The organism is Streptomyces argenteolus (assembly GCF_042902585.1).
Classification (GTDB): domain Bacteria; phylum Actinomycetota; class Actinomycetes; order Streptomycetales; family Streptomycetaceae; genus Streptomyces; species Streptomyces argenteolus.
In genome coordinates, this window is record NZ_JBIBEG010000002.1 from 356,877 (window position 1) to 374,512 (window position 17,636).

The 17,636-nt window shown below is 72.6% G+C and carries 14 protein-coding genes and 1 tRNA gene; 6 read left to right on the plus strand and 9 right to left on the minus strand.

Features of this window, described 5'->3' with window-relative positions; all coding sequences use genetic code 11:
- Positions 1-97 precede the first annotated feature (97 nt).
- From ACFY8O_RS08220 to ACFY8O_RS08230, 3 genes are all read left to right on the plus strand, one after another.
- Positions 98-1,678, plus strand: a complete 1,581-nt coding sequence (locus tag ACFY8O_RS08220) for a vWA domain-containing protein (protein ID WP_387901054.1) — start codon at positions 98-100, stop codon at positions 1,676-1,678.
- 106 nt (positions 1,679-1,784) lie between these two features.
- On the plus strand, positions 1,785-2,741 hold the full coding sequence (locus ACFY8O_RS08225) for an STM4015 family protein (protein WP_387900028.1): 957 nt from the start codon (positions 1,785-1,787) through the stop codon (positions 2,739-2,741).
- 64 nt (positions 2,742-2,805) lie between these two features.
- Positions 2,806-3,999 (plus strand): wHTH domain-containing protein, encoded by a 1,194-nt coding sequence (locus tag ACFY8O_RS08230; protein ID WP_387900030.1) that lies wholly within the window; start codon positions 2,806-2,808, stop codon positions 3,997-3,999.
- Positions 4,000-4,052: 53 nt separating this feature from the next.
- Here the strand turns inward: ACFY8O_RS08230 and ACFY8O_RS08235 are convergent, their stop codons facing one another.
- From ACFY8O_RS08235 to ACFY8O_RS08265, 7 genes are all read right to left on the minus strand, one after another.
- Positions 4,053-4,367 (minus strand): L-rhamnose mutarotase, encoded by a 315-nt coding sequence (locus tag ACFY8O_RS08235; RefSeq protein WP_145801460.1) that lies wholly within the window; start codon positions 4,365-4,367, stop codon positions 4,053-4,055.
- Positions 4,368-4,384: 17 nt separating this feature from the next.
- Positions 4,385-5,470 carry a rhamnose ABC transporter substrate-binding protein gene (gene rhaS / locus ACFY8O_RS08240; protein WP_387900031.1) on the minus strand — a complete coding sequence of 362 codons (1,086 nt, stop codon included), beginning with the start codon at positions 5,468-5,470 and terminating at the stop codon, positions 4,385-4,387.
- A gap of 35 nt (positions 5,471-5,505) precedes the next feature.
- A complete protein-coding gene (locus ACFY8O_RS08245; protein ID WP_387900032.1) occupies positions 5,506-6,546 on the minus strand; it encodes an ABC transporter permease in 1,041 nt (346 codons plus the stop codon).
- Positions 6,530-7,582: an ABC transporter permease gene (locus tag ACFY8O_RS08250; protein ID WP_387900033.1), complete on the minus strand. Its 1,053-nt coding sequence runs from the start codon at positions 7,580-7,582 to the stop codon at positions 6,530-6,532. The genes ACFY8O_RS08245 and ACFY8O_RS08250 overlap by 17 nt, the downstream gene beginning before the upstream one ends.
- The gene (locus ACFY8O_RS08255; RefSeq protein WP_387900035.1) at positions 7,579-9,102 is read right to left on the minus strand and encodes a sugar ABC transporter ATP-binding protein; all 1,524 of its coding nucleotides are present in this window, start codon (positions 9,100-9,102) and stop codon (positions 7,579-7,581) included. Before ACFY8O_RS08255 ends, ACFY8O_RS08250 begins: the two co-directional genes overlap by 4 nt.
- Positions 9,103-9,372: 270 nt before the next feature.
- Positions 9,373-10,071, minus strand: coding sequence for a GNAT family N-acetyltransferase (locus ACFY8O_RS08260; protein WP_387900037.1), 699 nt, complete (start codon positions 10,069-10,071; stop codon positions 9,373-9,375).
- 234 nt (positions 10,072-10,305) lie between these two features.
- On the minus strand, positions 10,306-11,640 hold the full coding sequence (locus ACFY8O_RS08265; RefSeq protein WP_387900038.1) for a phosphoribosyltransferase family protein: 1,335 nt from the start codon (positions 11,638-11,640) through the stop codon (positions 10,306-10,308).
- A gap of 101 nt (positions 11,641-11,741) precedes the next feature.
- Here ACFY8O_RS08265 and ACFY8O_RS08270 point away from each other — a divergent pair, with 101 nt between their 5' ends.
- On the plus strand, positions 11,742-12,542 hold the full coding sequence (locus ACFY8O_RS08270; RefSeq protein WP_387900040.1) for a TIGR01458 family HAD-type hydrolase: 801 nt from the start codon (positions 11,742-11,744) through the stop codon (positions 12,540-12,542).
- A gap of 44 nt (positions 12,543-12,586) precedes the next feature.
- Here the strand turns inward: ACFY8O_RS08270 and ACFY8O_RS08275 are convergent, their stop codons facing one another.
- Both ACFY8O_RS08275 and ACFY8O_RS08280 read right to left on the minus strand, forming a co-directional pair.
- Entirely contained in the window at positions 12,587-13,015 is a 429-nt protein-coding gene (locus tag ACFY8O_RS08275) for a nuclear transport factor 2 family protein (RefSeq protein WP_387900042.1), read from the minus strand.
- Positions 13,016-13,593: 578 nt separating this feature from the next.
- Positions 13,594-13,666, minus strand: a tRNA-Arg gene (locus ACFY8O_RS08280).
- Positions 13,667-13,984: 318 nt separating this feature from the next.
- Here ACFY8O_RS08280 and ACFY8O_RS08285 point away from each other — a divergent pair.
- Positions 13,985-15,628 (plus strand): dynamin family protein, encoded by a 1,644-nt coding sequence (locus tag ACFY8O_RS08285; protein WP_145801474.1) that lies wholly within the window; start codon positions 13,985-13,987, stop codon positions 15,626-15,628.
- On the plus strand, positions 15,625-17,565 hold the full coding sequence (locus tag ACFY8O_RS08290) for a YfjP family GTPase (RefSeq protein WP_387900044.1): 1,941 nt from the start codon (positions 15,625-15,627) through the stop codon (positions 17,563-17,565). Before ACFY8O_RS08285 ends, ACFY8O_RS08290 begins: the two co-directional genes overlap by 4 nt.
- The last annotated feature ends 71 nt before the right edge of the window (positions 17,566-17,636 follow it).

The following is a 17,636-nucleotide window of genomic DNA, read 5'->3' on the forward strand; positions in this document are numbered from 1 at the left end:
TGTTGCCGCATCGAGACGGTTCCGCAACGCTTCCGACGACTCCGCCCGGCCGCCCCGTACGTCACATTCACAGATGTCCACGACGTGGGGGGTACTGATGGAACGCAGGGCGAGGACGTACCGAGGGGCACTGGCGCTGCTCCTGGCGGGCGGAATCCTGATCACCGGCTGCGGTGCGCCGGACTCGGGTGAGAGGTCCACCGCCGACCACGCCACGGGCAACGGTGGCCCCGCCGGGGGCAGGCAGCCCGCACCCGCGCAGCAGGAGGACGGGGCGAGCGCCGTGGAGGAGGGCGACGCCCGGGAGAGCGCGGCGCCCGACTACCTCTCGACCTTCGCGCTCGACGTCGACACCGCGAGCTACGGATACGCGCGCCGCACCCTCGGAGACGGTCAGCTGCCGGCGCCGGACACCGTGCGCCCGGAGGAGTTCGTCAACAGCTTCCGCCAGGGCTACAAGGCTCCGGAGGGCAACGGCTTCTCGGTCTCCGTCGACGGCGCGAAGCCCGGAGCAGGGGCCGCGGACTGGTCGCTCGTACGCGTCGGACTGGCCACCAGGCCCGCATCCGACGCCGGCGAACGCCCGCCCGCCGCCCTCACCTTCGTCGTCGACATCTCCGGCTCGATGGCCGAGCCCGGCCGTCTCGACCTGGCGAAGACGTCCCTGGGCATCCTCGCCGACGAACTGCGCGACGACGACTCCGTCTCCCTGGTCACCTTCAGCGGCGAGGCCGAGACCCGGCTGCCGATGACCCGCCTGCGGGGCAACCGCACCAAGGTCCGGGACGCCATCGAGGAACTGGAGCCGGCCGACTCGACGAACGTGGCGGCGGGCGTCCAGCAGGGGTACGACGAGGCCGTCGAAGGCCACCGCAAGGGCGCGACCAACCGGGTCGTGCTGCTCTCCGACGCCCTCGCCAACACCGGCGAGACCGAGGCCGACGCGATCCTGGAACGGATCGCCGACGCCCGTGAGGAGTACGGCATCACCCTCTTCGGCGTCGGCGTCGGCAGCGACTACGGCGACGCGCTGATGGAACAGCTCACCAACAAGGGCGACGGCAACACGACCTACATCGCCGACGAGACCCAGGCCAGGAAGGTCTTCGTCGACCAGCTGCCCGCCCACGTCGAGCTGCGTGCCCGTGACGCGAAGGCACAGGTGGCCTTCGACCGCGAGACCGTGGCGCAGTTCGAGCTCATCGGCTACGAGAACCGCAAGGTCGCCGACGAGGACTTCCGGGACGACAGCGTCGACGGCGGCGAGGTCGGCCCCGGCCACACGGTGACCGCGCTCTACGCCGTGAAGCTCCGCGAGGGCGCGTCCGGTCACGTGGCGACCGCCACCGTGCGCTGGCTGGACCCGAAGACGCGCAAGGCGCACGAGGAGACCGGGTCGGTGAGGACCGGCGCGATCGACGGCAAGCTCTGGGGCGGCGACAGCGCACGGCTCCAGGTGACCGCGGTGGCCGCGTACTTCGCGGACACGCTGCGCGGCGGAGATCTGGCCGGCACCCCTTCGCTCGGCGAACTCGCGGACCGGGCGAAGGCGTTGGCCTCGTCCACCGAGGACAGTTCGGTGGCCAAGCTGGCCACGGCCATCGAGCAGGCGGACCGCATCAGCGACGGCGGCGGTGACGAACCGCCGGGCGGCGGAGCCGAGGGCGAGGTCGGCTGACGCGTCCGGGGCCCGGCGGGAAGCACCTCCGCCGGGCCCCGCGCTGTCGGTGGCGGCTGATAGAACACACCGCACAGTGATCGAACGGACCGTCAGGAGCGCCCCGTTGCCGCACGTCCATCATGTCGAGCAGTTCCACGGACTGCCGGTCTTCACCTTCCCGCCGTACGCGGACCCCACGGACCTGCCCGACGCCGGGGCCGTCGCCTGGCGGCTCCACTGCGGGCCGTACCCGACCGACGAGCCCTCCGGGTCGTACTGGAAGAGGTTCACCGAATCCGTCGGCCTGGAAAGGGTGCGGGCCCTGATCCTCGGCAGTCCCTGGTACGACGACCAGGGCGGAGACTCCCTGGACGAACTGATCGGCCTGCGCGCCCGGTTCACCGGACTCCGAGCGGTCTTCCTCGGTGACCTGGAGTACGAGGAGGCGATGATCTCCACGATCGAACTGGAGGACCTCGGCGCACTCCTCGACGCGTACCCCGGGCTGCGGGAGCTGGCCGTGAGGGGCGGGGACGGCCTGGCCTTCCCCGTCACGGGACACGCGAACCTGCGGGTGCTGCGCGTCGAGTCCGGCGGGCTGCCCCCCGGGGCGGCTGCCCAGATCGCCGCCGCACACCTGCCGTCCCTGGAGCGGCTGGAACTGTGGCTGGGCGACGAGGACTACGGCGGCGGCACCACGGTCGAGGACCTCGCCCCGCTGCTCGCCGGTGAGGGCAAGCCCGCGCTGCGCCACCTGGGGCTCCAGAACAGCCTGGTCCAGGACGAGCTGGCGGCGGCGCTGGCCACGGCACCGGTCGTGCGCCGGCTGACCTCGCTGAGTCTGTCGATGGGCACCCTGGGCGACCAGGGTGCGCGGGCGCTGCTGGAAGGGCAGTCGCTGGCCCACCTGCGGGAGCTGGACCTCTCGCACCACTACCTCGGCGAGGACATGATGCTGCGGATCTGGACCGAGCTGGAACCCCAGGGGGTGCGCGTGAACCTCACCGCCAGGCAGCAGGAGGAGGACGACGCGTACGTCGAGGAGGGCGAGCCCCGGCGGTACATCGCGGTCTCCGAATGACCGGGCCCGTCACCCCCTCGACCACCCGTTCCGCCACCCACGCAGCAGACGAAAGGCCCGCACCGTGTCCCACGCCCCCGTCGAGCCGCAGGACCCTGCCGACCTCCTGATCACCAGCCGCACGCTGGACGGCAAGCACCCTCTGGACCCCGGTGTCCGGGTCCCGTACGGCCACGTGCTGTACGCCGCCGCGCTGACGGGGCGGAGTCCCGCGGCGGTCGTCGCGAGACTGACCGCCCTCGGACACACCGACGTACAGGTGCCCGGATCCCCGCTGCCGGACAGGGTGTCCCTCGACGACGCCGCGCTGACCAGGACGGAAGGGCACCACTGGTACCGCGAGCCCTGGGTGGACGTGGCCGAGCCCGTCTCCCTGCGCCGGATCGTCGAGACGGCCGGGTACACCCGGCGCTCTCCCGCCGACGTCGCTCGCCGGCTGACCGCCCTCGGCTACCGGATCGGCGGCCACGGCCCACTGCCCGAATCCCCCGACCCCCGGGACGTCATGCTGATCCGCACCGACGCGAGGGGGGACGGCACCTGGCTCGACCATGGGGACGAAGTGCCGGCCGCACACGTGCTGGAGATCGCCACCTCCCTGGCGTGCAGCCCGCACACCGCCGCGACACGCATGGCCGCCCTCGGTCTCCGGCTGCCGTACACCCCTGAAGCCGCGGACGAGGTGCTGCTCAGGATCAGCGAGGTCCGCGGCCCGCGCTGGCTCGGGCGCTACACGCCGCCGCCCCTGGGGCACGTGCTCGCCGTCGCACGCGAGACGGGACGGAGCCCCGCGGACGTCGTCGCCCGGCTGGAGGAGCTGGGGATCGGCGGGCCGGGCGGGCAGGTGCCCGAGACCCCCGAACAGGACGACCTGGTCATCCTCAGCGAGGCACTCGACGGCGCCGCTCCCTGGCTGACGAGGAACACCGTCGTCGGCCTCCGGCTGCTGCACGTCCTGCGCGCGTCCCTCGTGACGGGACGGAGCCCCGAGGAGATCACCCGGAGACTCACCGAGCTGGGGCACCGGCTGCACGAGAACGCCCTGCTGCCGGAGACGGCCGACGAGGCGGACGTCCGGCTGCTGGAGACCGTCGACCGGTCGTACCTGGACGGCGTCCACCTGGAACACGTCCTGCGCAGCGCGAGCCTGACCGGCCGGAGCCCCGCCGACGTCGCCGCGAGGCTGGCCGGCTTGGGCTACAGGCTCGCCGACGAGGTGGAGTACCCGGACGTACGGGGCGCTCTCGCCGCGCCCTGACGCAGGTCCGCCCCGGCTGCCGGTGGCGGCCGGGGCAGGTCAGGGCCGGCGGCTCAGGCCAGGTGGAACACCTCGGTCAGCGGGACCATGGCCTCGTCGGCGGCCTCCTCCTGCTCGAAGAACCCGGCCATCTCGCTCTGCCAGCGGGCGTTGACCTCCGTCCGCGCCATCGCCTCCCGGGCGGCGTCGAAGTCCTCCGTCTCCAGGTAGCCGACCAGCAGGCCGTCCTCGCGCAGGAAGAGCGAGTAGTTGTGCCAGCCCGCCTCCGACAGCGCGGCGAGCATCTCCGGCCACACCGCGGCGTGGCGCTCACGGTATTCGTCCTTGCGGTCCTCGCGGACCTTCAGCAGGAAGCAGACGCGCTGCATGAAAACGGTTCCCCCGCTCAGAAGTTGAAGGTGTCGATGTTCTCGGCGTCGAACACCGTCGGCTCGCCGAGGATGACCTCGCCGTCCTTGCCGACGGTGTACTCCCCGAGCTTGCCCGCCTTGAACGTCTCCCCCTCCGCGCCGGTGATCTGCCCCGAGGCCAGCGCGGCGGCGGCGTACGAACCGAGGTAGCCGAGCTCCTCCGGGTTCCAGAGCGAGAACTGCTCGACGGTGCCGTCCTTGACGTACTTACGCATCTGGTTCGGCGTGCCGAGCCCGTTGAGCACGACCTTGCCCTTGTACGTGGAGTCGCTCAGGTAGCGGGCCGCGGCGGCGATGCCCACCGTGGTGGGGGAGATGATGCCCTTGAGGTCCGGGTAGGCCTGCAGGAGACCCTGGGTCTGCTGGAAGGACTTCTGGTCCGCGTCGTCGCCGTACGCGACCTTGACCAGCTCCATGTCCTTGTACGCGGGGAGCTTCAGCTCCTCCTTCATGTACTCGATCCAGGTGTTCTGGTTGGTCGCGTTCTGGGTGGCCGACAGGATCGCGATCTTGCCCTTGTGGCCGATCTGCTCCCCGAGGTGCTGGACCAGGCTGCGGCCGATCTCCTCGGAGCTGGCCTGGTTGATGAAGAGCTGGCGGCAGTCCTTCGCCGTGTCGGAGTCGTAGGCGACGACCTTGATGTCCTTCTTCATGGCCTGCTTGAGAGGGCCGCAGACCGCGTTCGGGTCGTTGGCCGCGATGAGGATCGCGTCCTGGCGCTGCTGGATCAGGGTGTTGATGTAGGAGACCTGCGAGGAGGCGTTCGCGTCGGAGGGCCCCACCTCCTTGCCGGTGCCGCCGTACTCCTTCGCCGCCGCGATGCCCGCCTCGTCGACGATCTTCTCGTACGGGTTGTTGATCTGCTTGGGCAGGAACCCGAGCTTCAGCCCCTTCTTCAGCGGGGCGTCCGGGTCGGCTTTCGCGTTGCTCGCCGCCTCGGCACCGCCGCCGTCCTCGCTGTCCTTGGTGGTGCCGGAACAGGCGGTCAGGGCGAGGGCGAGGGAGACGGCGGTGGCCGCGGTCGCGACGGCGCGGCGCCCGGCGGCATTGCGGAGCATCATGGCGGCGTGTGCCTTTCGGGGAGGGAGGAGGGGAGTCACTGCTGGGTCACGGGGGTGTTCGCGGCCCGCCGGTGCCGCCGTTCGACGACGGCGGCGACGATCCGTGGAGTCAGGACGGACGCCACGAGCAGCAGCCCGGTGACGATGACCTGCACCTCGTTGGCGACGTCGTTGAGGGTGAGCAGGTTCTTCAGGACGCCGATCAGCAGCACACCGGCCACCGCCCCGAAGAGCGTGCCCTTGCCGCCGTCGAAGTCGATGCCGCCCAGCAGGACGGAGGCGATGACGAGCATCTCGAAGCCGAGTCCGTTGTCCGCGCGGGCACTTCCGTAGCGCAGGGTGAAGACGACACCGGCGAAGGCCGAGAAGAGCCCGGTCACGACGAAGAGCAGCAGCTTGATCCGCCTGACCCGGACCCCGGCGAAGAACGCGGCCTCCTCCTGGGCGCCGATCGCGAAGAGCGAGCGGCCCAGGCCGGTGGCGTGCAGCACCACGGCGGTCACGACGGCCAGGACGAGGAAGAGCAGCACGGGATAGGTGAGGAAGGTGCCGGGGACGGTGGTGGTGTCGACGGCCCAGTCCGCGTACACCTGCGGGAAGTCCGTCACCGCGTCGCTGCCGAGCACCACGGAGGCCAGACCCCGGTAGAGCGCGAGGGTGCCGATGGTGACGGCGAGGGAGGGCAGCCCCACCCGGGTGACCAGCCAGCCGTTGAGGAGGCCGCCGGCCACGCCCACCAGGAGCACCACCGGCACGATCGTCTCGAAGGCCCAGCCCGCCTCCCACAGCGCACCGGTCAGCGCGCTGCCCAGGCCCAGCATGGAGGCCACCGAGAGGTCCACCTGACCGGCGACGACCAGCAGGGTCATCGGCAGGGCGATCAGGGCGACCTCGGCGATGTCGTTGAAGGCGAACGCGAGGTTCTCGCGCGACCCGAAACCCTCCGTGCTCCCCAGGCCGACGGCCAGCACCGCCACCAGGAGCACGCCGACCGCGGTGTCCCAGCGCAGCGCCAGGCCCTGTACGAGGGAGCTCCGCGACGGCGGAGCCGTGTGTGTGTCAGGCGCCGTGGTCATGACGGGCGCTCCTCTTCCTCAGTGCGGCGGTCATCCGCAGGTTCACGATCCGGTCGACGCTGATGGCCAGCAGCAGGAGCGCCCCGGTGATGGCGCCCTGCCAGAAGGAGTTCACCTTCAGCACGACCAGGACGCTGCCGATGGTGGTGAGCAGCAGGGCGCCGAGCGCGGCGCCCCAGACCGTGCCGGTGCCGCCGGTGATGGTGACACCGCCGACGACGACGGCGCTGACCACGGTCAGCTCCCAGCCGTGCGCGTTGTCCGCGACGACGGTGCCGAAACGGGCCAGCCACAGGGCCCCGGCGAAGCCGGCGACGGCCCCGGAGAAGGCGTACGCGGCGAGGACCCGGCGTCGGATCGGGATGCCCGCGAGGCGCGCGGCCTCGGGGCTCGACCCGATGGCGTACAGCTCACGGCCCGAGCGGTAGGCGCGCAGGAAGTACGCCGTCGCGGCGAGCAGGGCGAGGGCGATCAGCGGCAGGTAGGGGATGCCCAGCACGCCGCCGCTGCCCAGGCCGAGGACCGCCTCCGGCACGTCGGAGGCGCTGATCTGCTCGCCCTGCGCCCACCAGTAGTCGATGCCCTGGATGATGTAGAGCATCCCCAGGGTCACGACCAGCGCCGGGACCTTGCCGAAGCTGACGAGGGCGCCGGAGACGAGGCCGCAGACCACGCCGATGGCGGTGCCGAGCAGCATCACGGTCAGCACCCCGTGGTCGCTCCCGGCGACGAACGTGCCGCAGGCGAAGGCGGACAGGCCGACGACCGAGCCGACGGACAGGTCGATGTTCCGTGTGATCACGACGGCGGACTGCCCCACGGCGAGCAGTACCAGGATCGACGCGTTGAGCAGCAGGTCCTTGACGCCCTGGTCGGACAGGAAGCGCGGGTTGGCCAGATACGTCCCCAGGACCAGCAGGACCAGCGCCCCGGCGATGGAGATCTCACGCGCCCGGAAGACCGCGTCCACGAGGGAGAAGGCACTGCGCTCCGGGGTCTTCGCGGTGTCCGGTGGGCTCTCGACGGTGGTGGTCATGCCGCTGCCCTCTCGTCACGTCCGGTGGCCGCCGCCATGACCGACTCCTCGGTGGCGCTCTCGCGCGGGATCTCCGCGACGAGCCGTCCCTCGTGCATCACGAGCACCCGGTCGGCCATGCCGATGACCTCCGGCAGGTCGGAGGAGATCATCAGTACGGCGAGGCCGTCCGCGGCCAGCGAGGAGAGCAGCCGGTGGACCTCCGCCTTGGTGCCGACGTCGATCCCCCGGGTGGGCTCGTCGACGATCAGGACGGAGGGGCCGGTCGCCAGCCATTTGGCCAGCACGACCTTCTGCTGGTTGCCGCCCGACAGCACGCCCACGGTGTCGGCCAGCCGGTTGTACTTGAGCTGGAGCCGCACCGCCCAGTCGGCGGCCCGGTCGTGCTCCAGGGCCCGGCTGACGAGCCCGCGCCTGCGGACCTCGCCCAGGCCGGTCAGCCCGATGTTGCGCTCGATCGACATATCCATGACCAGACCGCGCTGGCGCCGGTCCTCGGGCACGAGCGCGAGCCCGGCGTCCATCGCGGCGGTCGGCGAACCGGGACGCAGCACCGTCCCCGCCACCTTCACCTCGCCCGCGTCGGCGCGGTCGACACCGAACACCGCCTGCGCGACCTCCGTGCGGCCGGCGCCGACGAGTCCGGCGAGCGCGACGATCTCACCGCGCCGGACGTCGAAGGACACGTCGCGGAAGACGCCCTCGCGGGTCAGCCGGTGCACCGACAGGGCGACCTCGCCGACCTCGGCGGCCTGCTTGGGATAGAGGTCGTCGAGGTCACGGCCGACCATCCTGCGCACCAGATCGTCCTCGGTGAGCCCTTCCAGCGGCTCGGACGAGATCCACCGGCCGTCGCGCAGGGTCGTGACGCGCTGGCACAGCTCGAAGATCTCGTCGAGCCGGTGCGAGATGAACAGGACGGCGGCACCCTCGGAGCGCAGCGCCCGGACGACGGAGAACAGCCGGGCGGTCTCACTGCCCGTCAGGGCGGCCGTCGGCTCGTCCATGATCAGGACGCGGGCGTCGAAGGAGAGGGCCTTGGCGATCTCGACGATCTGCTGGTCGGCGATCGACAGCCCACGGGCCGGCCGGTCCGGCGCCAGATCGACCCCGAGCCTGCGCATCAGTGCGGCGGTGGTCCCGTGCACGGCCTTGCGGTCGATCCGGCCCAGGGACCGCCGGGGCTGGCGGCCCATGAAGATGTTCTCGGCGACGGACAGGTCGGGGAAGAGCGTCGGTTCCTGGTAGATGACCGCGATGCCCGCGTCGCGTGCGTCCGCCGGGCCGTGGAAGACGACGGGCGCGCCGTCGAGGAGCACCTCGCCGCTGTCCGGGCGGTGCACTCCGGCAAGGGCCTTGATCAGCGTCGACTTCCCGGCGCCGTTCTCCCCGGCGAGCGCGTGGGCCTCGCCGGGGAACAACCGCAAGGACACGTCCTGAAGGGCCCGTACGGCACCGAAGGACTTGCTCACGCCCTTGAGGGCCAGGACCGGGTCAGGGCCCGGGGCGGACTCGTTCATGGGAGCTCCTCAGCAGCGGGGCTGAGTCGCTCCGCCCACCGTGAAAGGTTTCAATGAGGTTGCTCGGAAGCTAAACGGGGATTGCGGGCACAGTCAATGGGTTGATAGCGGGAAGTTCCGCGAAGGGCAGTGATCTGCTTGCTGAACGGGGCGATGGGGGCAGGCGCCCTTGACAGCTCATCGGGAGCCCACTATCTTCCGCGTATTTGAATCGATTCATATAACGGTCGTGCATCGCTCAACTCACAAGTCCGCAGCGGGTGTTCGCGCTCAGGTACGGCGGGGGAGGGTGTCCACCGCCGGATGGCCGGGACCGAGGAGGACGACGAGTCCGGCCCTGCCGGGTACCTCCACGGGCACCCGGCGCCATCCCTCGCGCCGGTAGAAACGCAGGGCCGCCTCCGCGCGCACGGAGGTCAGCAGCCAGCAACGGCCGCCGGGCACCCCCTCGGTGACCGCCGTCAGCAGGGCCGCCGCCGCGCCGGTTCCGCGTGCGGCGGGGACGACGGCGAGCTCGTCGACCTCCCGGGCGCCGCACAGCCACGCGGTGACCCGCTCGGGGCCGAGCGCCTTCGCCACATGACCGTAACTACGGTCGGCGGGAAAGGCGTCGGGGGTGGTCCATGCGGTGGCGAATCCGCACACGGCGCCCGCGCGGTCACCCCTCCGTGCCCTCGGACCGCCCCCCGCGCCGCCCTCCGTGCCGAAGCCGTGGCTCGCCCCGGCCGGGCCGCTCTCCGCGTCGCCCACGGGGCCGAGGCCGTCGTCCGCCCCGGCCGGGTCGCACGCCAACGCGGTCGTGAAGCCGGGCCGTTGGGCGTCCGCGAGGAGTCGTTCGACGTACGCCGAAGCCGCTGCGGGGGCCTCGTTCCACGGCGGGGCCGAGAACACGTCGGCGTACACCCGCCGGATACCCTCGGTGTACGCCGCAAGGCCCGCGCCTTCCACCAGCCGCACCCGCACGACCACTCACCCCCGTCACCGGACCGCTGCGGAGAGCGTAGGCCGCACCCGTGGACGGGGAACACCTCGCCGGGCGCGGGTTCCCGCCGGGACGCCGGGGCGTGGGCCGGTACGGGGGATCAGAGCATCCTGGTCGCGCCTGCCGCACCTGCCGCGCTCCCGCTGCCGGCCGGTACCACCCCTTCCCCCAGCGGGACTTCGTCTCCGCCGACGCGCCCTCCGCGTCGTGACCCACGCCGCTCACGGCAGAAGATGTGCCGTGAACCAGTCCCGTGCCAGCTCCGCCACGCGGTCGAGCGCGCCCGCTTCCTCGAACAGGTGGGTGGCGCCCGGGACGATCTCCAGCCGGTGCTCGCACCGCAGGGCTGCCTGCGCCTGCCGGTTGAGATCGATCACCGTGGTGTCGTCGCCGCCCACGATCAGCAGCGTGGGCGCCCGCACCCCGGACAGGTCCGCCCCGGCCAGATCGGGGCGCCCGCCCCGGGAGACCACGGCGCCGACCCCTGGGTCCGGAGCGGCAGCGGCACGCAGCGCCGCCGCGGCCCCCGTACTCGCCCCGAAGGTGCCGACCGGGACGGACACGCGGTCACGGACCCAGCGGGTGGTGTCCGCGAGCCGTCCGGCCAGCAGGTCGATGTCGAAGACGTTGGCGCGGTAGACCTCCTCCCCGGGGGTGAGCAGGTCGAAGAGGAGGGTTCCCAGGCCGGCCCGGTTCAGGGCCGTGGCCACGGAGCGGTTGCGCGGACTGTGCCGGCTGCTGCCCGAGCCGTGGGCGAACACCACCACCGCCCCGGCCCCCGCGGGGAGGGCGAGGTCCCCGGCGAGCGGGACCCCGCCCGCGTCCACCTCGACCTGCTCGTCCGTGCCGCCCGCGTCCGTCCCGACGCGCGTGGCGTTCGGCGCGCCCGTGTCCATCCCGGCCTGCGGGGCGTCGTCGCGGCGCCTGGGGGCGCGGGCGAGCAGGGCCACGACTTCCTCGTCGGAGGTCTGGGAGAAGTCCCGGTACCACTCACCCACGGCGGAGAAGAGGCTCGGCGTGGAGAGGCACACCACCTCGTCCACGTCCTCGCGGAGCCGGGCGACCGCGTCCGGCGAGGCGACGGGGACGGCCAGGACGACGTGGGCGGCGCCCTGCGCCCGTACCACCTGGCAGGCCGCCCTGGCGGTCGCGCCGGTGGCGACCCCGTCGTCCACCACGACCACCGCGCGGCCCTTCAGGGGCAGGCGTGGCCGGCCCTCCCGGTAGGCCGCCGCCCTGCGGACGAGTTCCCTCTCCTCGGCGCGCTCGACGGAGACGAGGTCCTTCTCCCGCACCCCGGCATGGCGCATGATCTCGTCGCTGATGACCCGCACCCCGCCCTCGCCTATGGCGCCGAAACCCAGCTCCGGGTGGTGAGGTACGCCGAGTTTGCGGACCACGATCACGTCGAGCGGTGCACCGAGGGTCTCCGCCACCTCGTACGCCACCGGAACCCCGCCCCGGGGGAGTCCGAGGACGAGCGGATCGCGCCCCCCGAGATGCAGCAGCGCCGCGGCCAGCCGCCGCCCGGCGTCCGTGCGGTCGGTGAACAGCACGGTGGTTCACCTCCAACGGGGGAGCGGACGCACACACGCGCACCCCACCTTCGAAACAACCCCATTTGCGCTGATCGGGCAACTCGGGGACGGTCGATGACATGGACGGAATCGGCGCGGTCCTGATCGACATCGACGGTGTGCTCACCGTGTCCTGGGAGCCGCTGCCCGGCGCCGTACGGGCCATGGAGCGGCTGCGGGCCGTCGGCGTTCCCCTGGCGCTGGTCACCAACACCACCTCGCGCACGCGCGAACGGATCGCGGACCTGCTGGCCGGGGCCGGCTTCCCCGTGGGTGCCGAGGACATCCTCACCGCGCCCACCGTCACGGCGGCGCATCTGCGCGAGCGCCACCCCGGCGCCCGCTGCCTGCTGATCAGCTCCGGTGACGTACGGGGAGACCTGTCCGGGGTGACCCTCGTCGATCAGGAGGACGCGGACGCCGCGGTGCCCGACGTCGTCGTGCTCGGCGGCGCCGGTGACGCCTTCACCTACGCGGCACTCGACCGTGCCTTCCGTTTCGTCCAGCAGGGCGCCGCTCTCGTGGCCATGCACCGCAACCTGTACTGGCGCACCGCCGACGGGCTCGCCCTCGACACGGGGGCGTTCCTCCTCGGTCTGGAACGGGCGGCCGGCACCGAGGCCGCCGTCACCGGCAAACCCTCCGGGACGTTCTTCGCTGCCGCGCTGACCCACCTCGGCGCCCGCCCGGAGCAGGCGCTGATGGTGGGTGACGACATCGAGTCGGACGTGCTCGGCGCCCAGCACCACGGCCTCACCGGGGCCCTGGTGAAGACGGGCAAGTACCGCGCCGGGACCCTGGAGGCGGCCGAGGGGTCCCCGGACCACGTGCTGGACTCGTTCGCGGACCTGCCCGCACTGCTGGAACGGCTCGGACGCTGACGGGAGGCGCGCCGAGGCCGTGCGGGGACCGGGCCCGCGGGCGGCTACGACGGGGTGGGCGCGGGGGCCAGCCCGTCGGCGACCAGCCCGGCGAGGACGGCCTCGCCGAGGGCGTGCACGGCCGACTGCGGACGGACCATGACGGTGATCTCCTTGATCAGCCCGTCGTCGCCGACGTGCAGCAGGTCGATGCCGTGGATCTCCTTGCCGCCGGCCTCGGCGCGGAAGACCAGCACCGTGGACGGCGTCTCGGCCCCGTCGCCGGCCTGTGCGGAACCGGTGCACCGGCCGATGTAGCGGAAGTCCTCGAAGGTGCGCAGCAGGACCCCCAGAAGCCCCATCACCATCGGCTTGCCCTCGAACGGCGTGAACTTGACGGGGCTGTTGAGGCGGATGTCGTCGGTGAGCAGGCTGTCCAGGGCGTCGAGGTCCCGCCGGTCGACGGCTGCGCGAAAGAGGTCTGCGGCGTCCACGTGTCATCTCCGTACTCAAGAATCTGACTAATCACTTTCATGAGTACCATGGAGGGCCGCTGCGGCGACAGAGGTGCGCGAGGAGCGGTTCGACCGGCCGGGCGGCACCCCGGGGCAGCCCGACCCGGTGACCGGCGCCCGGGAGCCGGTGACGGCCGGCGGACGATGCCCGCCGACTGAAGCTGCGCCCCCGGGGTACCCGGCGGGGCATGCTCGCCCTGACCGCATATCGCTCGTACCACGGCGCAACGACCGTGTGGGCCTTCGTGGTTGCCGTACTCGTCGTGCTGGTGGCCGCCTGGTACCTGCGGCGCCGGAGGTAGGCGCACCAAACGAGGCCGGGCTCTCCTCGCCGCGACCTGGGCGCTCCCGCGTTTACGCCTTCGTTACGCCGCCCTCGCTACCGTGCGGTGACCTGCGAAGGCCCTCCGGGCGAGGGCTGACGAAGTGCGAGCTGAGCGCCCCCGGCAGGACCGGATCCTGCGGTCGAGCGCGGTGCAGGCGCTTGGCGTGATTGCGCCGGGCTGGGTGGGCAATAGAAAGCCTCCCACCTGTTGTTGCTGGTGAGAGGCTGTTTGCGCCCCCGGCAGGACTCGAACCTGCGGCCAAGCGCTTAGAAGGCGCCTGCTCTATCCACTGAGCTACGGGGGCCGGGTGTCGGCCTGGTGCCCCGGAAGGCGCTCGTTCAAGCCATCCGCGACCGTGCCGGGACAAGGATAGGGCTCAGATCGCCTCGTCCCGGTTGCTTCACCTGCGTGGCACGATGTGGAGGTTCGGTGAAGCGAACCGATAATCGCAGGTAGGTGCGATTCATGCACCGCTTTTCGCGCCTCGCGGCCCGGGTGTTGTGCACTCGTTATGCCTGCGCCCCACTCGTCCCCTCTGTCCCCCGGGGGAGATTCGCCGCGCAGGGGGGCCTATACGCTTCAAAAAGGCGTCAAAATTGGGCATTCTTCACATGTGGTAACCATGGATGTACGGCCCCAGCTCATCGACGCACTTTCCGCCCTGCGCGACCGTGTCGCTGCCGTGCGTCTTCCACTCCCGCTGCCGGGGGCCCCGCGCGCCCGGCAGACGCGGACCGAACTGCTCGCCCAGCTCGACGACTACCTCGTGCCCCGGCTCAAGGATCCCGAGGCCCCGCTGCTCGCGGTGATCGGCGGATCCACCGGCGCCGGGAAGTCGACGCTGGTCAACTCGCTGGTGGGGTGCCGGGTCAGTGAGGCCGGGGTGCTGCGCCCGACGACGAGAACACCGGTGCTCGTCTGCCACCCGGACGACCACCACTGGTTCGCGGGCGTGCGGGTGCTGCCCCAGCTGACCCGGGTGTGGCTGCCTCCGGGACAGGCCGCCGACCCCGACGGACTCGATCACCTCGGGGCCGAAGGGGACCGCGACGAGACCGTGCTGCGGGTGGAGACCGCGGCCACGCTGCCCCGGGGGCTCGCACTCCTGGACGCTCCCGACATCGACTCGCTCGTCGTGGGGAACCGGGTCCTCGCCGCCGAGCTCATCTGCGCCGCCGACGTGTGGATCATGGTGACCACGGCCTCCCGGTACGCCGACGCCGTGCCGTGGCACCTCCTGCGTACCGCCAAGGAGTACGACGCCTCCCTGGTCACCGTCCTGGACCGGGTGCCGCACCAGGTCATCGCCGAGGTCTCCCGGCAGTACGCGGCCCTGCTGACCCGGGCCGGCCTGGGGGACGTGCCCCGCTTCACGATCCCCGAACTGCCCGAGTCCGCGGGCGGGGGCAGCGGACTGCTGCCCACCACCGCGGTCGCCCCCCTCCGCGCCTGGCTCACCCACCGCGTGCAGGACCCGGCGGCCCGTCAGCAGGCCGTGGGGCGCACGGCGTCGGGGGTCATCGACTCGCTGAACGTACGCATGCCCGAGCTGGCCGCCGCCGTGGCCGCCCAGTACGCGGCGGCCGTGAGGCTGACCGGTGTGGTCGAGGAGTCGTACGGCAAGGAGCTGGCACGCGTGCGCAAGCGGCTCGGGAACGGTGCGGTGCTCGCCGGCGGCGCCCGCACCCGGTGGCGCGGCTACCCGCTCTACAGTACGGCGGGGGAGCTGCTGGAGTCGCTCGTCGAGAGCCTGGCGGCCCTGCTGCAGTGTGCCGTCGCAGCCGCCGACGAGCAGATCCGCTCCACCTGGCAGCGCGAGCCCGCCGCCGGGATCTTCCGCTTCGAGGACGCCGGGCGGGAGGCGGGCGGGTGGGGACCGGCCGAGGACATTCAGGGCCGCATCGGGATGGCCGTACGGCGCTGGCGGCGGGTCCTCGAGGAACTGGCCGAGGAAGAGGCACGGCTCCTCGAACGCAATGCCGCGCCGGACGCGGAGACGGTGGCCGCGCTGCTGGCGGCGGCCCTGCTCGGCGGGCGCCGCGCGCGCGGCGCCGGGGAGCAGCTGGCCGAACGCATCGGGGCCCAGGGGGCGCTGAGGCTCCGCGACAAGGGCGGAGCGCTGCTCACCACCTGCCTGGACCAGGTCCTGAACGGCGAGCGTGACCGGCGGCTCGCGCCCCTGGACGCGCTGGAGGTCGCCCCGGAACCACAGGCCGAACTCATCGCCGCGCTGTCCGTACTGCAGAAGGAGAGGTGGCAGCGATGACTGCCGTCACTGACGAGGGCCGGGACCACGGGCAGGGGCCGGAGGACGGGAGGGCCGTGGAGGCGAGCGACGGCCGGCGCTGGGACGACGGGCTCATCGCGCGTCGCGCGGCGGAGGCCGCCCAGGAGAAGGCGGAGGGGCCCAAGCCGCCCGAGGAGGACGCCGGCCCGGAGGTCGAGGCGTACGGGCTGCCCGGCAGCCCGCTGCGGCCGAGGCTCGACGCCCTGCGCGAACTGGTCGGGCTCTCCCGCGCGAGGCTCGACGGGGACACCCTCGCCGAGGCGGGGCGCGTGCTCGACGAGGCGTCGGCCCGTCAGAGGCTGTCCTCGCGGCACACGGTCGTCGCGATCGCGGGGGCCACGGGCAGCGGCAAGTCCACCCTCTTCAACGCGCTGGCGGGCGTCCAGATCTCCGACACCGGGCTGCGCAGGCCGACCACCTCCGCGCCGATCGCCTGCAGCTGGACCGACGGTGCCGCCGGGCTGCTCGACCGGCTCGCCATCCCCGGGCGGCTGCGGCGCAGGCCCGTCCAGGGAGGCACGGCCACCGACGAGGCCCTGCAAGGGCTCGTCCTGGTCGACCTGCCCGACCACGACTCGGCCGCGACGGGCCACCGGGACCAGGTCGACCGGGTGCTCGCCCTGGTCGACGCGGTGATCTGGGTCGTCGATCCGGAGAAGTACGCGGACGCCGCCCTGCACGAGCGCTATCTGCGACCGCTCGCCGGACACGCCGAGATCTCCTTCGTCGTCCTCAACCAGATCGACCGGCTTCCGGGCGAGGCCGCGGACCTGGTGCTGGACGATCTGCGCCGACTGCTCGACGAGGACGGCATGGCGGTGGGGGAGCACGGCGAGCCGGGCGCCACCGTCCTGCCGCTGTCCGCGCTCACCGGTGAAGGAGTCGGTGAGCTGCGCGAACTGCTCGGCAGATTCGTCCAGGACCGGACGGCCGCGGCACGCAGGCTCTCCGCCGACGTGGACGCCGCGGCGGCCCGGCTGCGGCCGGTGTACGTCGCCGAGGGACGGCCGGGTCTGGGGGAGCGCGCCCGTGAGGAGTTCACGGACCGGCTCGCGGAGGCCGTCGGTGCGGCGGCGGCCGGGCAGGCGGCGGAACGTGAGTGGCGCAGGAACGCCGGACGGGCCTGCGGGACGCCGTGGCTGCGGCTGTGGCGCTGGTACGAGTCCACCCGGCAGCTCGGCGGGCTGGACCTGATGGCGCAGGCTCTCGCTCCCCCGGAGGAGGAGCTCACCGCCCGGCAGCGGGTGGAGCAGGCCGTACGGAAGCTGGCCGACGACGCGGTCGACGGGCTGCCGGCGCCCTGGGCGCAGGCCGTGCGCGAGGCGGCGGTGGGCGGGGCGAAAGGGCTGCCGGAGGCGCTGGACGAGCTGTCCCGGGCCGCGCAGTCGGGAGCGGGCGGCCGGGGCGGCCGATCGGGCGGTGAGACCGCCTCCACGGGCGCGCGGAAGGGAACACCGGGCACGGCCACGGGCTCGGCGGGGCGCGGGGCGGTTTTGGCGGGCAGGGCGGGCGCTCCCCTCGCGGGGGCACCGGGCGGCCGTGCCGCAAGGCCGCCGCGCCCCGCGTGGTGGCCCGCGGCGGTACTGGCCCAGGCGTCGATGACGCTGCTTCAGCTCTTCGGCGGGCTGTGGCTGCTCGGCCAGATCGTCGGGGTGCTGGAGCCCGGCCTCATCGTCCCCGCCCTGCTCATGCTGGCCGGCGTGATCGGCGGGCCGCTCGTCGAGTGGTCGTGCGCCGCCGCTGCCCGAGGGCCCGCGCGCAGATACGGGCAGGAGGCGGAGCGGCGGCTCCGCGAGGCGGCGGCGGGCTGCGGCAGGGCCCGGGTCCTCGACCCGGTGGCGGCGGAACTGGCGCGCTACCGGGAGGTGCGCGAGAGGTACGTGGCGGTGACGGAGTTTTCCACAACCGGCCGGTAATCCACAGGCTTCCGCAGGATTTCCGCTTTCCGTCCAGCATGGTGACAACGCATCGGACGGACACACCGGCC